Annotated in this window: 18 protein-coding genes and 1 pseudogene; 7 read left to right on the plus strand and 12 right to left on the minus strand. The window is 40.6% G+C overall.

Annotation, left to right across the window (positions count from 1 at the left end; translation table 11 throughout):
• Positions 1-4: 4 nt before the first annotated feature.
• Positions 5-421 (minus strand): T9SS type A sorting domain-containing protein, encoded by a 417-nt coding sequence (locus tag J4856_RS12525; protein WP_025837405.1) that lies wholly within the window; start codon positions 419-421, stop codon positions 5-7.
• Between the two features lie 647 nt (positions 422-1068).
• Here J4856_RS12525 and J4856_RS12530 point away from each other — a divergent pair.
• From J4856_RS12530 to J4856_RS12545, 4 genes and pseudogenes are all read left to right on the plus strand, one after another.
• A pseudogene (locus J4856_RS12530) lies at positions 1069-1218 on the plus strand (DNA damage-inducible protein D); the annotation flags it as partial.
• Positions 1219-1701: 483 nt separating this feature from the next.
• Positions 1702-2481, plus strand: a complete 780-nt coding sequence (locus tag J4856_RS12535; protein WP_025837406.1) for a polysaccharide deacetylase family protein — start codon at positions 1702-1704, stop codon at positions 2479-2481.
• A gap of 79 nt (positions 2482-2560) precedes the next feature.
• Complete coding sequence (locus J4856_RS12540) at positions 2561-3505, plus strand: glycosyltransferase family 2 protein (RefSeq protein WP_025837408.1); 945 nt, start codon at positions 2561-2563, stop codon at positions 3503-3505.
• A 12-nt stretch (positions 3506-3517) separates the two neighbouring features.
• Positions 3518-3925, plus strand: coding sequence for a GtrA family protein (locus tag J4856_RS12545; protein ID WP_025837410.1), 408 nt, complete (start codon positions 3518-3520; stop codon positions 3923-3925).
• 194 nt (positions 3926-4119) lie between these two features.
• Here J4856_RS12545 and J4856_RS12550 read toward each other — a convergent pair whose 3' ends face one another.
• The 3 genes from J4856_RS12550 to J4856_RS12560 are packed head-to-tail and all read right to left on the minus strand — an operon-like array spanning position 4120 to position 7203.
• Positions 4120-5253, minus strand: a complete 1134-nt coding sequence (locus J4856_RS12550) for a glycosyltransferase family 4 protein (protein WP_025837412.1) — start codon at positions 5251-5253, stop codon at positions 4120-4122.
• Positions 5228-6427, minus strand: a complete 1200-nt coding sequence (locus J4856_RS12555) for a glycosyltransferase family 87 protein (protein ID WP_065367663.1) — start codon at positions 6425-6427, stop codon at positions 5228-5230. Before J4856_RS12555 ends, J4856_RS12550 begins: the two co-directional genes overlap by 26 nt.
• A 5-nt stretch (positions 6428-6432) precedes the next feature.
• On the minus strand, positions 6433-7203 hold the full coding sequence (locus J4856_RS12560) for a glycosyltransferase family 32 protein (protein WP_025837414.1): 771 nt from the start codon (positions 7201-7203) through the stop codon (positions 6433-6435).
• 92 nt (positions 7204-7295) lie between these two features.
• On the opposite strand from J4856_RS12560, the gene J4856_RS12565 reads away from it, so the two are divergent.
• Positions 7296-8075, plus strand: a complete 780-nt coding sequence (locus J4856_RS12565; protein ID WP_025837415.1) for a glycosyltransferase family 2 protein — start codon at positions 7296-7298, stop codon at positions 8073-8075.
• 731 nt (positions 8076-8806) lie between these two features.
• On the opposite strand, the gene J4856_RS12570 is transcribed toward J4856_RS12565, so the two are convergent.
• From J4856_RS12570 to J4856_RS12605, 8 genes are all read right to left on the minus strand, one after another.
• Positions 8807-9808 (minus strand): glycosyltransferase family 2 protein, encoded by a 1002-nt coding sequence (locus J4856_RS12570; RefSeq protein WP_025837417.1) that lies wholly within the window; start codon positions 9806-9808, stop codon positions 8807-8809.
• Between the two features lie 53 nt (positions 9809-9861).
• Positions 9862-11835: an LTA synthase family protein gene (locus J4856_RS12575; protein WP_025837419.1), complete on the minus strand. Its 1974-nt coding sequence runs from the start codon at positions 11833-11835 to the stop codon at positions 9862-9864.
• Positions 11836-12277: 442 nt separating this feature from the next.
• On the minus strand, positions 12278-13234 hold the full coding sequence (locus J4856_RS12580) for a lysophospholipid acyltransferase family protein (protein WP_025837421.1): 957 nt from the start codon (positions 13232-13234) through the stop codon (positions 12278-12280).
• Complete coding sequence (locus J4856_RS12585; protein ID WP_025837423.1) at positions 13231-15243, minus strand: LTA synthase family protein; 2013 nt, start codon at positions 15241-15243, stop codon at positions 13231-13233. The genes J4856_RS12580 and J4856_RS12585 overlap by 4 nt, the downstream gene beginning before the upstream one ends.
• A gap of 22 nt (positions 15244-15265) precedes the next feature.
• A complete protein-coding gene (locus J4856_RS12590) occupies positions 15266-17125 on the minus strand; it encodes an ABC transporter ATP-binding protein (RefSeq protein WP_025837425.1) in 1860 nt (619 codons plus the stop codon).
• Positions 17126-17225: 100 nt separating this feature from the next.
• Positions 17226-18554 (minus strand): tRNA (N6-isopentenyl adenosine(37)-C2)-methylthiotransferase MiaB, encoded by a 1329-nt coding sequence (gene miaB, locus J4856_RS12595; protein WP_025837427.1) that lies wholly within the window; start codon positions 18552-18554, stop codon positions 17226-17228.
• A gap of 1049 nt (positions 18555-19603) precedes the next feature.
• Positions 19604-22006: a S8 family peptidase gene (locus J4856_RS12600; protein ID WP_025837429.1), complete on the minus strand. Its 2403-nt coding sequence runs from the start codon at positions 22004-22006 to the stop codon at positions 19604-19606.
• Positions 22007-22021: 15 nt separating this feature from the next.
• Entirely contained in the window at positions 22022-22981 is a 960-nt protein-coding gene (locus tag J4856_RS12605; RefSeq protein WP_025837431.1) for an AAA family ATPase, read from the minus strand.
• A gap of 579 nt (positions 22982-23560) precedes the next feature.
• Between J4856_RS12605 and J4856_RS12610 the strand changes: the two genes are divergently transcribed.
• Together J4856_RS12610 and J4856_RS12615 are read left to right on the plus strand one after the other, a co-directional pair.
• Positions 23561-24817: a peptidase U32 family protein gene (locus J4856_RS12610; RefSeq protein WP_065367662.1), complete on the plus strand. Its 1257-nt coding sequence runs from the start codon at positions 23561-23563 to the stop codon at positions 24815-24817.
• A 99-nt stretch (positions 24818-24916) separates the two neighbouring features.
• Entirely contained in the window at positions 24917-25333 is a 417-nt protein-coding gene (locus J4856_RS12615) for a SufE family protein (protein ID WP_025837433.1), read from the plus strand.
• Positions 25334-25552: the final 219 nt, after the last annotated feature.

Consider the following 25552-nt stretch of genomic DNA (forward strand, 5'->3'; position numbering starts at 1 on the left):
AGCTCTAATTTTTAAGCAATTTATATGATTTTTCAAAGTCCTCTCCACTTACTTTAACAATGTAAATTCCTTTTGGCAGGTTTGTAGTCGTTAAGGTAGTAGTTCCATTCCCAATTAAATCATTGAAGACAACTTGACCTGATACATTTGCCATGATGTATGATAAATTATGGTCTGAAGGCAATCCCACAATTGAGATAGAAAGTTGATCTTGAAAAGTTGGTGCTGGAGAGAGGTCTACTTTTAACAGTTTCGTGTCTGTAGAAGTTTTTAGGGCTTTCTTGGCTTTGAGAAGTGTTCCCCTAATAACCCGGGAAGTACAACTACCTTGTGCATTATATGTGTAAACAACCGTCTGCCCCTGTGCCTTAGTATAAGTAAAGACAAACAGCAACATCAGTAAAATAACTTTATTTTTCATCGGTTTAAAATTTTAGTTAACTATTAAATGGATGCTTATATAACATTTATGCTAATAAGAAATTAAGCTTATAGAGGATATTTTGGTAATATCCAGTATAAAGGCAAAAAGATACTATGGGAAGAAAAAGTTGTAATTGTGATAGACCAACCGAAAAGTCAAACGCCACGAATTGGAAAGATACGCGACATGTACAAGGCATATAGTAAAATAGTCCGCAGGTATTCCATACTCCAAAATCTTTTACTATTATATCGCAAAAATAAAGTATTAAAATGAAATTGCCAAGAAAATCGAAGAAAATTTCTGCAGAAAGTGCATTTTTAACATTTCGAGCACTTTAAATGCATGCAAACAGGGGAATGTCAGGTGTATACCCGCTGAAAATGGGACTCCGTTTTTCTGTAGGGGCATAAGCTATATTCATTGACGGAAATAGCCCCTGATGGTAAAAGTTGATGTTCTCTTTTGTTTTCTTCAATAAATAAACTACCTTTGCATTGTTGAGTTAAATATTCTTTGAGACAATGCAGAATAAAGAAAGGGTAAGAAACTTGCTCGTTTCCAAATCGTAACCCATTTACCCTTTATTCATACTTATTTTATTGACTATCTGAAAGATACAAATATCTTGAATCTTTTGCGGGCGTAATATGTTAGGACAGCGTGGTATCAAGCCAGAAGACCTTCCACCCGCAGAAGATATTAAGAAACTGGAACGCAAGGTTGCACGAGACGAGAAAAAGATAGAACAAATCTCACAAAAACTACCGAAGAACAAAAATAGTGATTCATAATATACTTTAAGTCCGCAACGTTATTCCCTGCGAGAAAATTTTATCTATTAAAATATCTCTTTGAGGGACTCTATCAGTTGATTTCTGGATTTTTTAGAGTTATTTGAGGCTTGACTAAGTATGAAATCCCCAATCCAATGGGAAGTATGACAACAACAATGAAATACTGTTTTATTCAAGGAAGAACTCAAAGTTGTATGCTTTATTTATATGTAGGTTCAGAATATTCAGACATATCCAAGTGACTTGAGAACTTTGTTTCTCAAACACTTGGCTTTCTTAAAAGATTTTACGCTGTAGAATTAAGAGATAATATCAGAGTTTTATTGTAACTTTGCAATACTTTCCACAAATGAAAGCTTTCCACAATAAAACAAGACATGGTCAAAGCCGTTGTTAAGGCTATCCTCAAAAGGAAAAAGGGTTTGTAGAATAGCTTTCTTTTGATGAAGGAAACCGGACAAATAAAGAAACAGAAGAGAAATGATATTACTAAGCTTCGATACGGAAGAGTTTGATGTACCTCGCGAACATGGGGTAGATTTCTCGCTTGAAGAAGGTATGAAGGTATCAGTAGAGGGTACGAATCGCATCCTCGACATACTGAAGGCGAATAACGTTTGCGCTACCTTCTTCTGCACGGGCAACTTTGCTGAACTGGCGCCAGAAGTCATGGAGCGCATAAAAAACGAAGGTCACGAGGTCGCTTGTCATGGTGTTGACCACTGGCAACCCAAGCCTGAGGACGTTTTCCGTTCTAAGGAAATCATCGAACGTGTAACAGGTGTGAAAGTTGCGGGCTATCGTCAGCCACGTATGTTCCCTGTATCAGATGAGGATATAGAGAAGGCTGGCTACCTTTATAACTCTTCTTTGAACCCTGCTTTCATACCGGGGCGATATATGCACCTCACCACTCCACGCACATGGTTTATGCAAGGAAAGGTCATGCAGATACCTGCCAGCGTTAGTCCTCACCTGCGCATCCCGCTCTTTTGGCTGTCTATGCACAACTTCCCAGAGTGGTTCTATCTTCGTTTAGTTCGACAAGTATTGCACCATGATGGCTATTTCGTGACCTATTTCCACCCATGGGAGTTCTATGATCTCAAGTCACATCCAGAGTTTAAGATGCCATTTATCATTAAGAACAACAGTGGACACGATTTAGAACAGCGTCTCGACCGCTTTATCAAGGCAATGAAGGCAGACAAGCAGGAGTTTATTACCTACGTTGACTTTGTCAACCGCCAGAAGAAATAAGTTGAATTCCCGCTCTGAATAGCAGAAAGCAGGCTAAGAAACGCTCCCTATAAACACCTCAACAAGCAGAATATAAGATATGATAAAACTCGCAACAGTCTCTCCATGTTACAACGAGGAAGAGGTTTTAGAACAGTCGGCAGCACAGCTCATGGAGCTATTCGACGAACTCATCAGTCAGGGAAAGATTTCCGATGACTCGATGATTGTGTTTGTCAATGACGGAAGCCGTGACCGAACATGGGAGATTATCCAACAGCTCCACAGCCAGCATCCACGTATAAAGGGTATCAACCTCGCTCATAATGTGGGTCACCAGAATGCTATTATGGCTGGTATGATGACAGCAAAGGACTGGGCTGATGCTGTTATCACACTTGATGCCGACCTGCAAGACGACTATAAGAAATGTATTCCACAGATGGTTGAAGCCTTTAATGAAGGCAATGAGATTGTCTATGGTGTAAAGGTTTCGCGCAAAGCCGACCCAATCTTGAAGCGTATGTCTGCACAGGCGTTCTATCATCTACAAGAAACGATGGGCGTGAACAGTATCTTTAACCATGCTGACTTCCGTCTGATGAGTCGTCAGTCCTTAGAGATACTCTCGCATTATAAGGAGCGCAACCTCTATTTACGTGGCCTCATCCCTTCTATTGGACTCAAATCTACAACGGTTGACGACCGCATCAGCGAACGTAAGGCTGGTACGTCTAAGTACACTTTGCGTAAGATGCTCAGCTTGGCATTGGACGGTATCACATCATTCTCCGTGAAACCAATCTACTATGTCATCTACCTTGGTATCGCCTTCTTGTTCGTCACGCTCTGCATTGGTATCTATGTCGTCCATGCTTTCCTCAATCATACAGAGGTGGCAGGCTGGGCTTCACTCATTCTTAGTATTTGGCTTGTGGGTGCTATGCTGATGATTTCTATCGGTGCAGTGGGAGTTTATATTGCCAAAATATATGAAGAGGTAAAGCAGCGTCCGCTTTATAACATCAGTCAAATACTCGATTAACAATCATTCTATATGGCACAACGTATAAAAGAGCTTTGGCAGCATTGGCAGAAAGACTTTTGGCGACTGTTTCGATTTGGCATAACAGGTACGCTGTGTTCGCTTATTCATTATGGTATTTACTGTCTGTGTCTGCTTTTCACGAACACAACCATTGCCTATACAGCTGGTTACGGAGTGGGACTTCTTTGTAACTACGGACTTACAACCTACTTTACTTTTAAGGGAAAACCAACAAAGAATAATGTTGCTGGCTTCGTTGGCAGTCACATACTCAATTATCTTTTAGAGATTGGACTGCTCCATCTCTTCCTTTGGATGGGTATAAACAAATGGCTTTCACCTATCCTTGTGATGGTGATAGTAGTACCTATCAACTTCGTTTTATTACGACTTGTATTCGTGAAAGGAAAGAAATAGTTTGGGTGATGGGTGTTGGATGATTGGTGTTAATGGTTAGCGGGATTGGTGCTAAGCAGTAACACAACAATAGAAAAGGGAAGAATAAACTTATCCCCAAGCTCTTTCTGACAAGAAAAGGGCTTGGGGATGATGCTTTATACCTTATCATATACCTCAAGAATCTGGGAGGCTACATCTTTATAGTGAAAACATTAAAATAGTGGTAACTTATCATATACCTCAAGAATCTGGGAGGCTACATCTTGATTTTCGAATCGTTTTACGTAGAGTTGGCTTTTGCTGACTATTCCCTTACGATTCTCTATCGCTGAAAGGATTGCAGCCGCATTGCCATCAACGTCATCTGGACCTACATAAAGACAACCAGGGCCACCTGCTTCCTCCAAACAGCTACCCGTAGCAGCTACTACCGGCAATCCACTTTGTATGGCTTCAATGATTGGAATACCAAAGCCTTCGTAACGAGAAGGGTAAATGAAAGCCTCAGCCTGATTGTAAATAGCTGCAAGAAGATCGTTGGGTACACCTTGAAGGAAATGGATTCGCTCGCCAATTCCTAAGCGTTTGATTTCTGCATCAAGCTTCTTTTGATACTTAGTTTGCCGTCCTACGATGACAAGATGTAAGTCGGAAGGTAGCTTTGCCATAGTGCGAATACCCAAAAGAATATTCTTTCGCACTTCTATCGTTCCTACATTCAAGATGTAACGTTGTGGGAGTTGGTATTTACGGCGGGCCTCTTCTATCAGTGATGGGTTGACCGACTGACTGAACTGCGTACTACAACTCTGATAAACAAGGTCTATCTTATCCTCAGGAAAGTCACCATAATATAAGATGTCACGCTTCGTACATTCGCTAATAGCAATGATGCGCGTAGCTTCCTGTAATGTCTGATAGAACTTCCGCTTATAGAAGAAAACGTCAATAGCCGGATAGAACTCTGGATGACGTAGGAAGATAAGGTCATGAATAGTGACAACACCAGGGATTCCTACTGCAGCTAAGCCTGAAGGAAGTTCACCCGAAAGCCCATGATAGAGTTGTACTCCATCCCTTTTCAAGTCTTTTACTACCCCTTTCACACGCCACCAGTCACGCTGCAGACGGAAACAAAGGTGGTCAGGATAGCAAAACTGCACGTTATCTCGCAATTCAACCTGATTGCGAAGGTCGTCACATCCAGCATCAGGAGCATAGAGTCGTAAGTTTGTGTCAGGCATCAATGGAGCAAGGTCGTTGATGAGTGTACGCCCATAGCTACCTAATCCGGTACCATTTCTTACGATTCGCTTAGCATCATAACCTATTATCTTCTTCCTCATGGGCTTCAACCTTTTCTATTGGGGTGTAATCCTTCGTACATAACTCATAACAAAGCCATAACCAGAGAATGCTGATTGGCAACGCACGAAGGGCGTATGGCTTGATAAATTCCTGTCGGATGAACTTCGGGAAGAGGTCACTACTACCCATACCAGAGAGGAGGAAGACAAAGACCATCAATGCTATCGCCCACTTTCCACGCTTCCATGGAGCAGCCGTGTACCATATACAAACGCCTAACAAGGCTATCACGTATCCACTGGCTTCGCTACCGGTACTGAAAAGAATAACAAACAAGAGTACAGACGCAAGTATTGTCTCACGGAAGGCAAGGTTCTTATACTGTGAAAAACGCAGGTAAGGAAGAGCAAGGAGTGTCATTCCAGGCAGAATCAGCCATAGGTCTGAATAGTTCATACAGCCTGTTGTGCGACGAACAAGCCCTAACAGAGAGATATTCTGTTGTATTGAGCCAAGGTTTTCTGCATTCTTTTCCACCAAACAAGTAAACCATTCGTGGTATTGTTCTATGACATACGAAGGCGAACTGATAGCCATTGGCACACAGAAGAGTACAACTGACCATACGACAAGCCACATCAAGAAACGCAGCTTATGCCGAGAGAAGAGGAAGAAAGCCAATCCTACGATGCCATATAGCTTCACCAACGTTCCTAAGACGATGAAAAAAGCAGCCCAGCCGTCCTTCTCTTTCTCAATAAGAAAGAAAGAAGAGAGAATCATTGCAGCCACAGCAATATTGAACTGCTGCATAAAGAGGGCCGTTGGAAGTGTTATTCCACAGAACCAAAGTATGAATATCTTTTGTTGTTCACGTAGTCCTGAACGGACAATAACAACATATAGCCACGCTGTTAAGAACAATAACCACAGCAACATACCTGCCCAAAGCGGCAAAAGTGCAAAGGGTGCGATGACAAGTGAGAACACAGGGCCATAATGGTTCACATCAGAATACTCTGCAGGATAGGCCGCATAGAGTGAAGTTTGGTTCACTGTGTGCCAGTAAACACCACGAAAAATTAGGAAGTTATTGAAACTTCGATTGTACTTCAGCATTCCTGCGAGGGCAATGATAAACCATAAGCCCATCAAGAACCATCGGTTAGAGAGTAAAGGGTGGTGTAAGAGTTGCTTTATTCTATCTTTCATCACTTTTATTTCTTAGGAAACAGACAAGGGATATTCCTTTTCAACCATCGGTTTAACTTCTCCATCGGTGTTCGCTTCCAGCTATGAGCACAATAGTGGATGGCGTATGAAGCTGGTGTAGCCTCATACTTGTTACCTGCAAAGATTTCCGAACGGAACACCATCATATTGTCTTCGAGTGGTTGGTCCTTATCCAAGTACTTAAAGCCATACTTTTCCATTACTCGGGCATAGACAAATGGTGAGATTACCCCCTTACAAACTAATCTTGAACCTTCTGGATAAACAAACTCACGCTTTTCATAGTCATCCAAGACATCTTTCACAAATTGACAGCCAGCCTCAGAACCCATCACTGCAGCCTGAATCTGTATGCCTGAAACGAAACCATCCTTAATACGATTTCCCTTATCATCAATCATATCCATCGCACCAGTCATCTCTATCTGCTTTGGATGATATTCCAAGGAGGTGAAGAAGTTATAGTGAAGAAACTCATCAAACGATTTCAAGACCTTTACATCAGAGTCAAGATAGATGCCACCTTCGGTATATAGCGCATACATACGGATATAATCGGCAGCGAAAGCCCACTTACGTTGTTCGAAAGCTTCACGCACATAGACTGGTGCCTTTGACATATCAAAGTTCTCAGTGTTCCATAATTTTATCTCATAGTCAGGCAACACCTTCTTCCAAGTGTCCATACACTTCTGTATCTTAGCTGGATATGGGTCGTTGCTGAGCCAGCAGTAATGAATAACTTTGGGTATCATAACTATATGCTTATTTATCGATTACTTCTTTATTATTTTTTCAATTGGTATGATGCAAATGTACAGAAAAAAATCGTATCTTTGCCCATAAGATGGAAAAAAAAGAGATATCAGTTGTTATCAATACCTACAATGCAGAGAAATTCCTGCAGCGTGTACTCGACTCCGTTAAGGACTTCGATGAGGTTGTTATCTGCGATATGGAGAGTACTGACCATACCGTAGAGATTGCTCAACGTGCCGGATGTAAGGTTGTCACTTTCCCAAAAAAGAATCATACCTGCGTCGAACCAGCTCGAAACTTTGCCTTACAGAGTGCTAAAAGTCCCTGGCTACTCGTCGTTGATGCCGACGAATTGGTAACACCAGAACTGAGAACCTATCTATATCAGCATATCAATAAACCTAACTGTGCGAAAGGTCTTTATATTCCAAGGCAGAACCGATTTATGAACACTCCTAAGAAAGGTTTTTCAAAGGATTATCAGTTACGCTTCTTTATTCGTGAAGGAACCTTTTGGCCTCCACTAATACATGCCATTCCACAAGTACAGGGGAAAGTAGAGTACATTGACAAACATCTTTACAACGTACAATTGATTCACTTAGCAGAAAACTATTTAGCTGATATGTTAGAGAAATGTAACCGCTATACCACTAACGAAGTCCTCAAAAAACAGGGCAAGAACTATGGAGTTGGTGCATTACTCTTCCGTCCTTTCTGGCGTTTCTTCAAATCCTACTTTATGAATGGAGAAATAAGAAATGGCGTCACCGGCTTTATTGATAGCGTGATGACAGGTTTTTATCAGTTTATTGTAGTGGCCAAGATAATTGAAGCTAAGATAAAGAAACAGACAGAAGATGAATAAAAATAAACAAAAAAGGTCATAAAGATAGAGGGTGTAAGCGTAAAAGCATACACCCTCTATTTGGTACGCTCGGCATGAGCATTGTCTAGTGGGTGTAAGTCCCGAGTAAGCCCTAATATCGGGAATTATATAGGCAAGGGTGTTCATCGTGAGTTAAATCTGAAGGAAGCCATCGGCAAACATCTGACCTAACGGACAGAAACTTCATATAAGGCAAATGACCGTGGATGAGATTGCCAACCAAATCAAAGTCCCATAGCTATTCGGAACGGTTGGTGGAGTTTCCTTGAGCGAAGCGAAAAAATGAAGTAGATATAAGGTGGAAAGACAATGCCCTTATCCGAGGAGGTCTCACGGACGTGAGGATTAGTTGTCTTTACGAAAGTCGCAGAGCAAAACTTGTCGTGAGAAGTCAGCGGAATCTCTGTCAACTGTGGCAGCCGCAACGAGGTGATCCCTACAGATGAAAGAATGGAAGAGCATTGAACTGGGTTATGAGAAATTCGATGTCACATCCATCAACATGAACAACTTAATAGAAGGAAGAACATACCTTTATGCTTTCAAACTTCCCATTAGTTTTGGTGGGATATTTCGTGTATAGGCAAGAACCACGCCCACGCCCCCTCATATATCAATGTATAATGCTCCAAAAGACATCTCAATATATAAAATTATCTCACAAGCAGTAATGCTGCCACATTAAGGTACAACACTAACTCCTTGCAACTTTATGAATATAAATCATCATTATTCCTCCTATTCTGAATAGAGAATATTGCCGTTTTTTCCACAATATACTTGAATAGTTTTAAGTTCTTACAGAGCAATGTATATCGGATAAAATACTTTAAGCCTAACATTTTATAAGGAGAAGAAATATGAACACGCTGAATTTCAGACAAAGCTAACCTTAATAAATTCAATTTAAACTCACTACTATACGGAGCACGAACTAGATCTTTTGCTCCTTTCACCAAGATACGAACATAAGCAACATTAAAACGGGAGATATTATCCTGTAGGAAGTTCGCACTTTTTATCAATTCATAACGCTCGATACTCGCATTAAACCAATCTATATTATTTTGTTCCATATGATTATGAAGACAACTATAGACCGATTGTCTGTAATGATAAAGGGGAGTATGCAATAAGACAACTCTACTGGCATGAACCATCCATGCAAAAACGATTGCATAATCCTCATAAGCATGATAAGTACCAAAACGTTCCTTTGCTATATATCTTCGCATAATCATTGCCCACAGATAACTTTTTATCTTGTCTTGAAAAGATAGATAAAGAGCCTCTTCTCTATTCAGAACGTCTACAGAATGGTCTCCTTTACTTCGCATAACTGAATTCTGAGAATACTCTTGATAAAAATCGGATACAACAATATCTGCATCATATTCCTTTGCTGTTGTATACAAACGCTCCAACCAATCAGGCTCTACCCAGTCGTCACTATCAGCAAAAGCTAAAAACTCTCCTCTGGACATTTCAATCGCTTGATTACGAGCAGAAGCAACACCCCCATTGGCTTTATGGAAGACACGTATTCTTTTATCTTTTTGAGCATAACGATCGCAGATTTCTGCTGAACCATCCGTGCTACCATCGTCTATCAGCAGCAATTCCCAGTCACGGTATGTCTGATTAAGAATAGAGTTTATAAGTTTTTCTAAGTATCTCTCACTTTGAAAAACAGGTGTTATTATACTTATCATCGTTTTTTATTATTTTAAGATGAATGAAAATAATCAAATTATAAAAGAATATATCAACGAAACAGTTTTGCAAAGTAAACCTGTCTAAGAAAGTTGCGAGCTGCAGTAAGTCGCTCAGCCTTCTTTTGATAGGTTGGTATAGCTTCTATCTGGTCAACGTTTGCACTATAATAAGTACTATCTGAAACGGACGTATCTAAGAGATTCTTACCCATCTTGAAATACTTTGTATTACGGAAAGCAAAAGGAGCTAATGTCGCTAAGATATCATCATGACTTCCCCATCGATTAGTTAGCTTGTTATAAACCTCCTTGCGTAGGTAAGGTGGGAGATAGACATAGAGCGGAACGGAATGTTCATACCGCTTGTCGATTGTATCATAATTAAGGATAGAACGCACGTTATGGTCGCCCGTAATAACGAGTATCGTATTCTTTGCTGCTGTAGAGGCTTTGAAGCGATTGAGGAAGTCGTTCAGTGCTTTGTTATAATAGCGGAATCCAGTGAGATACTTATCCAAAACCTTACGATTATGCTCTGCAAAACACTTCTTACCATAGAAAGAATCGGGCAAAGGAGGAAGTCTCAAGTCCTTTGGGAACTCAAAAGGTGGATGATTTGTCGTCGTCATCACAGTTATCATCTGCCGTTTCTTTGACGGTTTATTTAACTTATCTAACAACGCTTGGAAGAGGTATTCATCGTAAACACCAATACTATTATAAGTCGCATGGGGATAGTCTTTCAAGAGAAAGAACTTATCATAGATAGCATCGAATTGCTGATGAATCAATGCCTCAGCACAATTTTCCCACGCAGCATCCATTCCCGACATGAACATCGTTGTATAATTGTTGGCTTTGAAAGGCAAGGCTATCGATGTTGGGAGCATCTTGAATCGATAGGCGGAGGCAAAGAAGCGTGGAAAAGGAGTAGAGACATAGAGGTTCTCAAGCGAAGCTACTGTACCATTCTGTACAGATTGGAAGTTACGAAAGAACAGGTCTTCTTTGAAATGACGCTCTAAACCGAAGTACATCTCCGCATCTTTCTGCTGAAGATTGAACAGATAATTGCTCCAACTCTCACTGTAAATAATAACTATATTGGGTTGTGATTGCTTCAATCCATGGTCCACTTCTGCAAAGAGTGCATGCTGCAGCGCTGTTAGCGTATCGTTCTTCACTATCCTTACTTTACCACCAGTATAGATATCCAGTGCCTCTTGCAAGCTCTTGAACTTATATTGCTTCAACAAGTCAGTCGTATTCTCAATCTTAAAAGCATTCCTCTTCTCCTTGTAAGCCTTCTTCAACATATAAACAGCATTCGGAACAAGGTCGTTAAGAGCTTTCTGATTTGATACAAAGGTATCCTCTATCTGCAATGGGAAACGCCATACTGAACCACGCAAACCAATAGCCAAAAAGACGATATATAACAAAATAATAATCGACAGATTAATTGTATTGCGACGCGATGAGTTCCGACTATTTGACGAGCGTACAGAAAGACGAGAAGATAAGTTCCCTGACTCTAATCTACGGATTAGTAAAAGAACTGGCAATGCAATAAGCAGAAAGATAATAGCTTCATAAACACAATGATATTCCTCCCATATAGTCTGTATCAAACTCATCGGACCTTCATTGAAGAAATCAAAGAACGTAAGGTTGATATGGCTGTTGAAATTAGCATAAAACCCCATATCTATACCACTAATCATCAACAGAAGAACACTGACAATAGAGAAATAAATCAAACGAAAACGGCTCAACACATGGTCAGTCCAAGGCTTACGAAGGACTACTAAGATGAATGTTAGAGCCGTAGGTAGTAACAACACATAGCATATCACCTGCACATCAAAGCGCAAAAGATTAAAAAACAAACGAGGGAGAACCGACAGATTACTGCTGATAACACTCATCGGAACGAACACAACAGCAAAGCAAATGCGAACGAACAAGAGGATAACAAGGATTACGGCAGAATGTTTGATTAAGTAATTTAAGTTCTTATACATTATTTGATTTGTTTATTTCGGGTTTATGATAGTAGGATTACAATAAGAAAGAAGTATTAATCGTCAATGTCTTTACCATTCTTACAATACTGAAAGGGATTTATGAGTAGGTTCTCTGATTAGCTATTGGCATTTATTTTTACGACAATAAATATTTCTCACCATGAAAAAAAATCATATTTGACCACTCTGATAGAACATATAAGAAGGAATAAGCATCAGCAAAAGATAACTTAAACAACCATTAAGGGCTCTTTTCGATGTATTAAACAAATGTATTCCAAGGGTTACTTGCATCGTGTAGCAGGTTTATTGTTAATGTTCATAGTGGGAAAGACAACAAAAATTGCAAGCTCTCCCGTTGTTTCTTTAAAGATTTATTACTTTCTCCTCCACCACTATCGATTGAGGAAGAAACGAGGCTTTGACGTTAATGAGCGATTTAGTAAATCATTTCTTTGCCCTCACGCAGGCGTACCTTTCCATCAATCTCCTCAAAATATTCATCAAAGCGAGCACGTGTACGCTTCCAACGGTTGTGACTCCAGAGATAAATTTCAGGTTGACGACGAATTGATTGTTCAAGCTCTTTGAAGTAGAGGTCGGTTATCTCATAATCTGGTAGTCCTTTGGTCTCTTCACGAATGATGCGGAACTCACAGTTATAATGCCCACGACGGGTACGGGTCACGTCACCATAAACGAAGACCTGGCTCATGTGCTTTACGATTCTTTCTCCTCCTGTGAGTACAGGAGTCTCCTGATTCATAAACTGAACCCAATGATGGATACTCCACCAGAAGGGTGCTTGGTCAGATATATAACCCACAACGAGTGGCTTGCCACTACGACCAAATTGTATAATCTTACGCAAAGACTCTTGCATAGGAATACAAAGCGCACCCTGACGCTCACGTACAAACTTGAAAAGACGATCGAAGTATTCGTTTTCCAATGGGTGATAAAGTTCGCAGCAAAGTGCGTTATTTACCCAATAAGGTAAGGATGTAATCCATTCCCAGTTACCTAAATGTCCTAAGTAAACAGCAGCTGATTTGCCTTCAAAAAGCACCCTGTTCAGTTCGTCTGTACCCGTAAAGGTCATACGCTTCATCAGTTGTTTCTTACTCATTGTCATCAGCTTCAGCGTCTCAACAATGTAATCACAGAACCAATGATAAAATCCCAGCTCTATCTGACGGAGTTCATCATCACTCTTCTCAGGGAAGCTGTTCTTGAGGTTCTTCCATATCACCTTATGACGATACTTTACCGCCCTTGCCATCAATAGATAAAGACCATCGGAGAGCAAATACAACACAGGGAATGGTAGCAAAGCCACTAAATACCAGAAGCCGTAAGCAAGGAAGTAAAGGGTTTTATAAAAGGCTTTTTTCATTGAATCTCTGGGGTTTTAATCGTTGGATGCATCTTATCATTCACCATACGATACATATACTGATAGATGATAGCCTTCAGTTCTCGTTCCATCTTTGCCTGCTCAGGCACGTGTCCGAGAAGATTGTGCTTCATCAGTGCGTCGGTTACTCGATAGATAGCTTTAGTCTGTTTACCGTCCCATTGGAGTACATAACCATACTTAACGTATTGATAGATACCGTTCAGATAGTTGACAGCCCAAGTTTCCTTCGCCGGTGTATGTAGTAGGTCTTTACCGAAAGCAAGGTATGGTCCATCGTCATAACCTATGTGGAAGAGCAGAGTTGGCATAATATCAATCTGCTGCGCCACGCCATCTACACGTCCTGGCTTTATCTCTCCAGATGGGTCATATATAATAATAGGTGAACAGAAGCCGCCTATGTCGGTCTTATACTGCTCATGGTCACTCTGGTTAGTATGGTCGCTTGTGAGGACAAAGATAGTATTCTTAAACCAAGGTTGCTTGCTGGCAGACTCGAAGAACTTGCCTATCGCCATGTCGGTATAGCGGATGCACTTTTGGATAGGGAGGTGTTCTTCCTTATAGACATCCTTATACTTCTCAGGAACAACAAATGGGTCGTGACTTGAGACGGTAAAGAGAGCGGTCATAAAAGGTTGTTTCATCTCACCCATCTTCGTACAATAGTACTGTAAGAAAGGTTCGTCCCAAATACCCCAGTTGCCATCAAAGTCCTTATCCCCACCAAAGCGAGGGTCTTCGTCATAGTCTTGTCGACCATAGTAGTGCTGAAATCCAATCTTATTAGCAAATGCAAGGAACCCCATAGAACCACGATTAGCACCATGAAAGAAGGCCGTTTGATAGCCCCACTTACTAAGGAGTCCAGGCATACCAGTATAGTTGTTCATTGAAGCTGGGGTCAGGATGAAGGGTTCTCCGAAGCGAGGAATACTGCAGAGTATTGATGGCATGCCATCAATACTCTTACGTCCATTACAGTAAGAGAAGCGGTAGACGAGGCTCTTATCAATGAGCTTGTCTACATTCGGAGTGTATCCCTTGTATTTACCATCGAAGAAGTCACGATTAAACCCTCCTATATACTCACGTCCGAAACTCTCGACAATGAGGATGACGATGTTCTTCTTGTTAGGAAGTCGTACGTTTGAGTTTGGCCCTGGAGCCTTATAAGCCATCCACTTAATAGGGTTGTAGACCTCGCTGGCAGCCGCCAAGGATGGGAAATAATCGGGAACAACAAAGTCGGACTTGCCTATCGTGCGGATTAGCGCAAAGGGGGTATTGAGCACCAAGGCGCAGTCAGTAGGACGTTCTACGTACTGGTTGGCGTTACTGATGGTTATCGGACGCACACCCGACTGTAGTCCACCTCGACAACCAGCCACTGTAAGGACGGCAGCAACGGCAAGACATACGAAAAGTTGTGCTCCATAGACTAAGCGTTGACGCAGACTTTTATAGTGGCTGTGGTCGGTATGTGGCATAACATACAGTTTATTGGTAAGCCACAGGACGAGAATAAAAATAAGGATAAGGTACCAGTGTGTGATAGCATTGTGGAACAAGATGCCAGCAATATTGTTTTCATTATCGAACTCACGGAACACACTGGTTGTTGTGCGGCGCAATGTGAAAGGAAAATACACCGAGTCGGCAAGGTTAATGGCAAGTGAAAGCGCATTGATAACCATGAATATCCACTTACAAAGCCTGTGATAGGCTTGGTTCTCCTTCCTCCATAGTGGCAAGAGCATCATTACGATGTAGAGAATATGTGTATAAAGTATGGCTGTTGTATCAAAGAGAAGACTTCCTCTCACCCACATCCAGAGTGAAGAAGCACTAAGTCCGTCGATGAAGTAACTGTAATTGACAAAAAAGTATGCCAATCGTGCTACAAAGAAAATGGCATACGCCAATAGCAAGTTGAGCACTAATGCTATTGGCGAACCAAATGTTGTTGTTAATAATCTCTTCATATCTTTCAATCCTTTTGAGCCTTTATATCTCTTGCATGTCATGTAGTTTCTTATAGTAACCTTCGATGTCCATAAGCTCATCGTGCGTTCCTCGCTCTACAATCTCACCTTCATGCAGTACGCAAATCTCATCAGAATTCTTAATAGTTGATAGTCGATGAGCCACAGCAATAGTCGTTCGAGTCTTCATTAACTTATAAAGAGCATCCTGTACAAGGCGTTCGCTCTCTGTATCGAGGGCTGATGTAGCTTCGTCAAGGATGAGGATTGGAGGATTCTTAAGGATAGCACGCGCAATACTTACACGCTGACGCTGTCCACCAGAGAGCCTACCGCCACGGTCGCCGATGTTTGTGTCGTATCCATGCTCACTATGAAGGATAAACTCATGAGCGTTGGCAATCTTCGCAGCTTCGGCTATTGCCTCGTCTGTTGCATTGACACCGAAGGAGATGTTGTTCTTGAAACTATCGTTGAAGAGAATTGCCTCTTGGTTTACATTACCAATCAGCTGGCGGAGGTCATGTACTCCTAAGTCCTTAACATTGATTCCGTCAATGAGAATCTCACCTTCCTGCACATCGTAGTAACGTGGGATGAGGTCGAGCAAGGTTGACTTTCCGCTACCGCTCTGTCCTACCAAGGCAACCGTCTTACCTTTTGGAATAACAAGATTAATATTCTTCAATACCCAGTGTAGCTCTGGATAATCTTCATCGTCCTTACCATCAGTATAAGCAAAACTGACGTTACGGAACTCTATCTCATGCTCGAAACTATCAATATGAACAGGTTTCTCAGGGTCTTGTATCTTCACTTCTGCCTTAAGAATCTTATCAATGCGCTCCATTGAGGCAAGTCCCTTAGGGATATTGTAGCCTGCACGAGAGAATTCCTTCAGTGGATTGATAATGCTGTAGAGGATAACAAGATAGTAGATGAAGGTAGGACCGCTGATAATTGGAGATTCGCCCAAGACAAGGGTACCACCAAACCAAAGTACGACAACAATCATAACCGTTCCGAGGAACTCACTCATCGGGTGTGCTAACTGCTGACGGATGTTCACGCGCATGATGTCGCTGCGGTATTGTGAGTTAATCTTGTTAAAGCGTTCGTTCATCATTCCTTCAGCACAGAAGGCTTTGATGACTCTCAAACCACCCAAGGTCTCTTCTACCTGACTCATCGTGTCACTCCACAACTTCTGTGCTGTCATACTATTCTGCTTTAGCTTTCTACCAACAAAGCCCATGAACCATCCGAAGATAGGTACGAAGATGAGCGTGAAGAGGGTCAACTGCCAAGAGATAACAAGTAGTGTGGTAAAATAAATAATGATAAGAACAGGGTTCTTAAAGAGCATGTCAATAGATGACATGATAGAATTGTCAACCTCTTGTACGTCACCACTCATGCGAGCGATGATGTCTCCTTTTCGCTCCTCACTAAAGAAACCAAGAGAAAGGGATGTTATCTTTTCATAGAGTTGGTTACGAATGTCACGAACTACACCTGTTCGGATAGGAATGATTGATGCAGAAGAAAGGAAATAGGCACCAGTCTTTAGGAAAGTCATAAAGGCAAGTAGCAATCCAATAACCAATAAGACAGTTGTTGGACCCCAACTAGTGATGTATATCTGCGTATAATAATCTGCATTGTTCGATAGTACCTCCTTGAAAGAGCCTTCACTCCAAGCCATTGCACGCATCGCTCCCGTTCCTGCATCAACTTTAAAAAGAATCTGAAGGAGAGGGATAAGGGTTGCAAAGGAGAATATATTGAGAATTGCTGACAATATGTTGAAAATGATTGACAGCACAAGATACTTCTTATAGGGCGGTACGAACCTGCGTAGTACGTGTATGAATTCCTTCATCAACTAATCTTCTTATCTTATATTCAATTTTGCAAATATAGCTATAAATAGTAAAACCGCAAAATTGTTTTGCGGTTTTATCTTTATATGTAAAGTATATTTATACTTCTTCTCCAAAGAGTGTGGCACTGGTTGAGCCTGTAATACGTACACGGACTGTCTCACCAATATGATGATTGCCACGTGGCATGACTACAGCCTTATTCTGTGGAGTACGTCCCATCAGCTGTTCACGACTACGTTTTCCAAAGCGTTCGATGAGGATATCAAACTCCTTGCCCTCGTCTTTCTTGTTCTGTTCAGCTGAGATCTCGGTCTGTAAGCGAATCAACTCATTCAAACGACGTATCTTAACTTCCTCTGATATGTTATCAGGAAGATGTTTTGCAGCATAAGTACCTGGTCGTTCAGAATACTTGAACATAAAGGCTGAATCGAAACCAACCTCACGCATCAACGAGAGCGTTTCTTGGAAGTCTTCTTCCGACTCATCGTGATAACCGATAAAGATATCAGTTGTAAGTCCACAGTCAGGGACAAGACGACGAATAGCAGCCACTTTCTCAAGGTAGTCCTCACGGGTGTACTTTCTGTTCATCAGTTTCAACACTTTGTTACTACCGCTCTGAGCAGGGAAGTGGATGTGATTACAGAGGTTAGGCTCAGTAGCTACCGCCTCAATAATATCCTCTGTCATATCTTCTGGGTTAGAAGTCGTGAAGCGCACACGCATATCTGGTACGCTCTGTGCCACCTTATGCAACAATTCTGCAAAGGAAACACCATTCTCAGGACGCTTACCATTAGGCAACAAGCCGTACGAATTAACGTTCTGACCTAAGAGTGTAACCTCCTTAAAGCCCTTGTCATGCAAGTCCTTAACCTCCTTCAAGATACTTTCAACATCACGTGAGCGCTCACGACCACGGGTGAAAGGCACAATACAATAGTGACAGAAGTTATTACAACCACGCATGATACTAACGAAGCCCGACACTCTATTGCCACCAATACGCTGTGGAATCACATCACGATAGGTCTCAGTAGTAGAGAGTTCGATATCCAATGCGTTTCTACCATTCTCACACTGCGCTATCATATCAGGCAAATTAAGGTAAGAGTCAGGTCCACACACAAGGTTGGCGTGGTGATTTTCAACTAGGTCATCCCTTACTCTCTCTGCCATACATCCCAACACACCTAGAATTAAGTCGCGACCTTTCCTCTTCTCTGCGTGTAATGCCTCTAAACGATTGTATATCTTGTTCTCTGCGTTCTCACGTATAGAGCAAGTATTGAGAAAGATAGCATCAGCCTCATCCTCGTTTTCACATACGTCATAGCCTGCCATCTTCATGACAGAAGCCACAACCTCAGAGTCTGCCACATTCATTTGGCAGCCGTATGTCTCAATATATAGTTTCTTCATTCTGTTGTTATCTCGAAAAATTTAGCATGCAAAGATACAAAATTTATCGCATATCATCGAAAAACCACCTGACTATTTGAGTCTTATGGCGTGCTAACACAGTCTTTTTATCTAATTAAGTCGCTTAATAAACATTTCTCATACAAGTTTTGTCAGTGATATTTCATTAATATTATAAAGGCATTTATTGTTCTTCCGAAATATGGAGCGATAAACTAATCTATTACATAATAAGGTACACAGAGAAAGAGAGAACAGAGCTAAAGTAGCACAAAGAGCGACAGAGGTGAAGCGTATAGATTCCTGATAACTTTTGGAATAAAGGCTATTCATAAACCTTGTGCATAAAATCTCTAATAAAACTACCAAACACCCTCCGTGACTCCACGCATCGATAGTACCTCCGTGACTACCATAACGTTGTATTTAACTGCCCTCCGTTCCCTCTATTTATTTGTGTTATATTTCTTAAAATTATAAACGCAAGAGACAAACCTTACCACTCTAAAGACCCATAAAATGTTATTCATGCAAGAAAATAACTTTTATCTCTCACAAAACACAAACTAAGATTAAGAGGAAACCATTGCAAAACAGCTATTTTAGTTTTTTTTAGGTTGCTGTCATTTTAACATCCTCAATTAACATTATGTATAATAGCACTTTACACGCTTCTATAAGATGATAGAATGACAGGAAACTATTTCTGGATATTTTCATTATATATGCAAAAGATTATGGATGAAACAAAAGGGGCTAAGAAAATTAAGTTTAAAACAACTTATTATTATGTCTTATTTTCTTCCTCCACAAATTTCCACAGAATAAAAAAAACACATAATTGATAATCATCGCTTTATACGAAACAACCACAGAGTTAGCAACAGTTTCTCACAGATTTTTTATGAACTTTCTTTATGGAATTCCGCGAGAATTAACTAAGAAAAAAGTGGGAGTTTCAGAAACCAACAACTTATGTCGATGATTCTTATCACTCCAGCTTTCTTCAATTGATAATCAATTAGGATTGTCTGTAAAGAAAGTTGGCTCTATGTTCCTTGTGCTATTTGTATTCCAATACGATTTTCAATAGCCGCTTCTACAGCATTATATATATCTGTTTCTTTCGTTTCTATAGCTACAATAAGAGAATAGGACACTACATTATCCACGTTAGTTAATTTCCGATTTTTCCACCATCCTGGTCCAGGAAATACAACTATTTTATCCATCTCTGCTAAATCTGCAGCGGTACATTTTATCCAATCAGACTGTACAGTTCCCCTTTCTCTTCTTTGCTGTTTGACATTCCACCTATCAGGTTCATTATCAGTAGTCTTTTCCCCTTCATACTTATTTCGACGACAAAGAAATTCTTCTTGTGTTTCTGTAGCAGTCTTTAGATCAAAGCGTAATGTTGCGGATGGATAACGATACTTATTGGTTCTTCCCGTATAACCTGGCGAAGGCTTTACATAATAAGATAAAGTAATACGAATCCTTACGTCTTCGCTACCCATTTCTTCCAATAATTCTTTTGGCCAAGGCAAATCATAGTAGTGCATTTGACCATAAATATTACAGTTGTCTCCTTCTGTATAAGGTTTTAGATGATTCTCAAAGATATAGGTAGCACATTTTTCATTGCTAAATAGTGCTATATCCTCATCAGGTACACCATATCCACATAAAGACATACGCTCCTCTATGCTATTAATACGCTTCATTTCATCAGTCCATTGAGCGGAATGTATCATAAGTCCACGAATAGAAAGCATAGACAATTGCGGATTCTCAACCTTTATCCGCGCAGCAAGTCTTGCAGCTAATCCTGTTGCACCACTTGTAGCACAAAATGACTCTAAAGGCTCTTGTAAATTATTACTGGTAGTAACAAGACTCAAATCAGGATGTGATGTTTCTTTGTATATGTTGTGGAAAGCCACATTGCCACCTTCCATTACAATATCAGGTTTGTTACGCTTTTCTTTCCATGGAAATGAACTACAAGAATATGGCGAAATACCTCCTAAGGCTGCTAAGGGTCTATAAGCAGGATTATTTATAGTTGCCTTTTCTGTATAAGCTCCAACTGTCAGCGCATTCCATGCTTGTGCAGGGCTTTTTACAGTATACGCTTTACAAGATTCAATATAATTGTTAGAATCAACACCACTAATCTCTACATTTCCTGCAGAAACTAAGACTAATCTATCACACAGCCCTTGGTGGTAGATACTTTCATCAAGTGCTGCTGAGCTTGAAGTGGCTATTCCATTGTATGAGCTTTCGTCTGTAATAGCCATACATTGTATTGAAGCTCCCATATTTGAAGCTTTATCAACGGCTTCTTCTATGACAGCTCCATAAAACTCTTTGAGGGTTTCATATCCTTCTTCATAAATTTTAATAGAGGACAATGAATGATGTACGTCTACCGACATATTTCTTTGGTAAGCTATATCAGTCAAATCACCTAACAAGGCAAGTCCAGCCATACCTGTACCATGGTTGGTTTTGTCTATTGCATCCTGCACACCTATGGCTACATCCATACGTTTGTCTGGAAGTGAAAAATTTAGCAACTCATGCGCATTGTTTACTCCAGAATCCAATATACCTACTATTACATTCTCCGCATCATCACAAAATGTAATCTGATTTTTTATGAGTTCACTCCATTCCCGATTCTCTGTATTAGTCCCTATGAGAATGGAAGGTTCTTTGTAAGGGCGAATACTTTCAATATAGCCCAATGAAAAAGGAAGTGAGCATAATTGTTGCTTGCTTGCCCCAATCAACCACACGTTAACACCATCGAAACGCAAGGGCTCTGTAAGCTTTTCAATTCCAAGTTGTAACAAAGTTGTTTCAATTGTTTCGTCGGTATTTTCTTTACTATGACTTAACCACAATTCATAACGATAAAAACCATCCTCTGGTATCGCATCAAATTCTGCTGCTGATACGTAGAGGGTTCTGATATCAGTTGCTACTATATTATTAATTGGAGCTATTATTTTTTCATTGCAAGGAATCCCTTTTGGTGTGTTCTTTTTTTCATAATCGTCAACTTTCTTATCAAGCCAGTTCTTCTTGTCTTTTTTCACGAATACAGTTACGTCGACACTCGACTCATTACCTTTATCCGTGACTTTCATGATAGTAGCACCTCCATGCCCATCTTGTTTGCCCAACGAAACAGGTATAAACTTCTTATCCATCTCTATATCAACATATACTCCGTTCGCCATGGGAAAACCTTGCTTGTTTCTTTCTTCTTGACAAGCAATAGCATGAGCAATTGCAGCTTTATAACATTCTCTCACTAACGTAGCGTGTGCTGTTCTATCTCTTTGAGGAAGTTGCTCCCCCTTAAAAGGAGTGTTCCATGGTGAAAAATCATAATCTTCGGCTATATTGTTGCCTAAAAAGAAATGTTTTTTATGCATATCGTTCTACTTTGTTCAGCTAATTTGATAACTTAACTGATGACGCATATTTACAATAGTCTGAACCAGTGAAAAATCTATCTTCTTGTCATTAAGAAGAGACTCCTTGAAGATGTCAGAACATAACATTTTTATTTCAGCGTGACTCATACCTTCAAACAAGGGTTCCGCTGATGCAAAATCTAAATCCTTAGCCGTATAAAGATATTCATGCAACAATGCTAATCGCTGCTCTCTATCTGGTAAATTGTACTCTATGACATCATCAAACCGCCTAAACATTGCTTTGTCTATAGATTCAATACTGTTAGTAGCAGCTATAATAAAACTATCAGAATCGTCACGCTCCAATAACTGAAGAAAAGTATTGAGTATTCTTCGCTGCTCTCCGACCTCATTATCCATACCACGCTGAGAACCAATAGCATCAAATTCATCAAACAGGTACACAGCTGGCACTTCGTCTATAAAGTCAAAGATACGACCAAGCTTCTGTCCCGTTTCACCCATAAACTTGGTCACCACTTTTTCAGTTCTAACAACAAAGAAAGGAAGGTTGAATTCCTTTGCAAGTACACTTGCAGTCATTGTCTTACCTGTTCCAGAAGCCCCATATAGCAAAAGTTTTCTACGATTGACAAGCCCATATTTCCTTAGTGTTTCTTTTTTAAGGTATTCTTTGATTATTCTATCCAATTTTTCCTCCACACTATTACTCAGGATAAGGCTCTTTATATCGTCATAAGTCTCTAACTGAAGCAACAAGTCATCTACTTCTTTATTCTTTGATACTAAACGAACAGTCCCTGAAGATGTGTTCTTTTGCCTAAGCAACTCTTGTATAGTTCGTGCAATTATAGCATGACCATTCCTTGCCTCCACAGCGGAAATCTGTAGGGCAACCTTTCTGAACTGCGTATCATCATTGTTTACATGATTACGTATCAGTGATAATATTTGATCAGCTGTAGCCATAAATAAGATATATACAATATTTGCTATTGCAAAGATAGCATCTTATATTGACAATAAAGACTTTTATGCTCAAAAAAATGTCATTTCATGTTTTTAACTATAAAAAAGAAGCTTTCTATTTCTCTGTGTGTCATTTCTTAAAAAACTTAACGCAAGAGACAAACCTTATCACTCTTAATTTCTGAAGACCTATATTTATGACTTGTCTTACTTATATTTTACCAATGTATTAAGGTTCAGCACGAGTGGTGCGAAGGCTTAGTACATGTGGTGCGGAGGCTTAATACCATGTGTGCGGAGGAACAAATATCCTACAATATACCATCAATATAGATAAAACTTATTATCAAGAAAGGGCTAAACAAACGCTATTTAGGTTTATTAGATAGTAAGATTTGCAAAACTTACAATCTCGTTTACGCCCTTTATCGGATATTTTTCCGTACCTTTGCAGACCGATTAGACACATTCACAATAAATAAAGGATAGCAACAAGGCAGATAAAGTATTGGGATAAACCTACGAAAGGTTACTAACAAAACCAATGCCTGATAACTACCTGGTAATGAAAATAAAACAATGAATAAGAATACAAATGAATATGAGATAATGGCACCCGTTGGCTCACGAGAGTCACTCGCAGCTGCCATCAATGCTGGAGCTAACTCTGTTTACTTCGGTATCGGAAAGCTGAATATGCGTTCGCACTCAGCTAACCATTTCACCATAGACGACCTCAAAGAGATTGCCGAGACTTGTAATGTAAAGGGGATAAAGACTTATCTTACGGTAAACACCGTCATCTATGGTGAGGATATTGAGACTATGCACGAGATTATCGACGCTGCTAAGGCCGCCAACATCACCGCTGTCATTGCAAGTGACGTTGCCGTAATGATGTATTGCCGCCAAGTAGGTGTTGAGGTTCACCTCTCTACACAATTGAACATCTCTAACATTGATGCCTTGAAGTTCTACGCTCAGTTTGCTGATGTTGCCGTTTTGGCACGTGAGCTGAATATGGATCAGGTGAAGGAGATACACGAACAGATTATCAAACAGAATATCTGCGGACCAAAGGGAGAGCCTGTGCGCATTGAAATGTTCTGCCATGGTGCGTTCTGTATGGCAATTTCGGGTAAGTGTTATATGAGTCTTCACGACTCTAACCGCTCTGCTAACCGTGGTGCTTGCACCCAGATATGCCGCCGTAGCTATACGGTTACAGACAATGAGACGGGCAACCAACTTGAGATTGACAACAAGTACATCATGAGTCCAAAGGACTTAAAGAGCGTTCGCTTCATTGATAAGATGATGGATGCCGGTGTACGTGTGTTCAAGATTGAGGGTCGTGCGCGTGGACCAGAGTATGTTCACACCGTTGTGAGCTGTTACAAAGAAGCTATTGAGAGCGTACTCGATGGCACTTTCACCGAAGAGAAGAAAGACCAATGGGACGAACGTCTCTCAACAGTCTTCAACCGTGGCTTCTGGGATGGCTACTATCAAGGTCAGAAGATGGGCGAATGGACCAAGGATTATGGTAATAAGGCTACAGAGAAGAAGGTACTCATCGGTAAAGTAATAAAGTATTTCTCACGTCTTGGTGTGGCTGAGGTGGCTGTTGAGGCTAATACCTTTGTAAAGGGAGAAAAGCTTCTTATCACTGGTAACAGCACTGGAGCAATGTTCCTCAATGCAGAAGAAATCCGCTACGACCTCAATCCTGTTGATAAAGCAGAACAAGGTTGGCGCGTTTCTATCCCTGTTCCTGATAAGGTGCGCCCAAATGATAAACTATTTAAGTTGATAAGTGAACGAGTTAGCAAGTGAACAAGTTGACGAGTTAACAAGTTGCTTGTAGCGATAAACTCTGCCCACAGAAGTAATCATAATTATGAATTATGAATTGTGAATTAAAAATAAGGATCTATGACAATAAACGAAGCACAAGATGCAGTAATCGCTGAGTTTGAGGACTTCACCGATTGGATGGACAAATATCAGATGCTCATTGACTTGGGCAACGAGTTAGAGCCATTAGACGAGCAGTATAAGAACGAACAGAACCTCATTGATGGCTGTCAGAGCCGTGTATGGCTGCAGTGTGACTATGTAGAGGGTAAGCTCATCTTCACTGCTGACTCTGATGCACTTATCACAAAGGGTATCATCGCCCTTCTGATACGTGTTTTGAGTAATCATACACCACAAGAGATTATTGATGCCGACCTGTATTTCATTGAGCAGATTGGTCTTCGCCAGCATCTCTCACCTACACGTAGCAACGGCTTGCTATCTATGGTGACAAAGATTAAGGCGTACGCTGTAGGGTTTAGTTTGCAGTAAGAAAGTCTCCCCCAACCCCTCCGAAAGGAGAAAGCCTCCCCCAACCCCTCCGAAAGGAGGGGAGTGCAGATAACAAAGGGAGAATAATACAGGTTCGCTCTGTTGAGACTTCTATATAATATTTAGCATATATCCCTATTCTATAATAATATTCTACAAGTATAACCCACATACAAGCTAACACTCCTCCCCTTTCGGGGAGGCCGGGTGGGGCTTTTA

This window comes from Prevotella scopos JCM 17725 (assembly GCF_018127785.1).
Classification (GTDB): Bacteria; Bacteroidota; Bacteroidia; order Bacteroidales; family Bacteroidaceae; genus Prevotella; species Prevotella scopos.

What these genes read in the sequence shown, in the direction of transcription:
- J4856_RS12540 (WP_025837408.1), top strand. Translation starts at nt 2,561, where the DNA reads ATGATAAAACTCGCAACAGTCTCTCCATGTTACAACGAGGAAGAGGTT.
- J4856_RS12580 (WP_025837421.1), bottom strand. Translation starts at nt 13,234, where the DNA reads ATGAAAAAAGCCTTTTATAAAACCCTTTACTTCCTTGCTTACGGCTTC.
- miaB (WP_025837427.1), bottom strand. Translation starts at nt 18,554, where the DNA reads ATGAAGAAACTATATATTGAGACATACGGCTGCCAAATGAATGTGGCA.
- J4856_RS12575 (WP_025837419.1), bottom strand. Translation starts at nt 11,835, where the DNA reads ATGTATAAGAACTTAAATTACTTAATCAAACATTCTGCCGTAATCCTT.
- J4856_RS12535 (WP_025837406.1), top strand. Translation starts at nt 1,702, where the DNA reads ATGATATTACTAAGCTTCGATACGGAAGAGTTTGATGTACCTCGCGAA.
- J4856_RS12545 (WP_025837410.1), top strand. Translation starts at nt 3,518, where the DNA reads ATGGCACAACGTATAAAAGAGCTTTGGCAGCATTGGCAGAAAGACTTT.
- J4856_RS12550 (WP_025837412.1), bottom strand. Translation starts at nt 5,253, where the DNA reads ATGAGGAAGAAGATAATAGGTTATGATGCTAAGCGAATCGTAAGAAAT.
- J4856_RS12605 (WP_025837431.1), bottom strand. Translation starts at nt 22,981, where the DNA reads ATGGCTACAGCTGATCAAATATTATCACTGATACGTAATCATGTAAAC.
- J4856_RS12585 (WP_025837423.1), bottom strand. Translation starts at nt 15,243, where the DNA reads ATGAAGAGATTATTAACAACAACATTTGGTTCGCCAATAGCATTAGTG.
- J4856_RS12590 (WP_025837425.1), bottom strand. Translation starts at nt 17,125, where the DNA reads ATGAAGGAATTCATACACGTACTACGCAGGTTCGTACCGCCCTATAAG.
- J4856_RS12600 (WP_025837429.1), bottom strand. Translation starts at nt 22,006, where the DNA reads ATGCATAAAAAACATTTCTTTTTAGGCAACAATATAGCCGAAGATTAT.
- J4856_RS12610 (WP_065367662.1), top strand. Translation starts at nt 23,561, where the DNA reads ATGAATAAGAATACAAATGAATATGAGATAATGGCACCCGTTGGCTCA.
- J4856_RS12565 (WP_025837415.1), top strand. Translation starts at nt 7,296, where the DNA reads ATGGAAAAAAAAGAGATATCAGTTGTTATCAATACCTACAATGCAGAG.
- J4856_RS12555 (WP_065367663.1), bottom strand. Translation starts at nt 6,427, where the DNA reads ATGAAAGATAGAATAAAGCAACTCTTACACCACCCTTTACTCTCTAAC.
- J4856_RS12615 (WP_025837433.1), top strand. Translation starts at nt 24,917, where the DNA reads ATGACAATAAACGAAGCACAAGATGCAGTAATCGCTGAGTTTGAGGAC.
- J4856_RS12570 (WP_025837417.1), bottom strand. Translation starts at nt 9,808, where the DNA reads ATGATAAGTATAATAACACCTGTTTTTCAAAGTGAGAGATACTTAGAA.
- J4856_RS12560 (WP_025837414.1), bottom strand. Translation starts at nt 7,203, where the DNA reads ATGATACCCAAAGTTATTCATTACTGCTGGCTCAGCAACGACCCATAT.
- J4856_RS12525 (WP_025837405.1), bottom strand. Translation starts at nt 421, where the DNA reads ATGAAAAATAAAGTTATTTTACTGATGTTGCTGTTTGTCTTTACTTAT.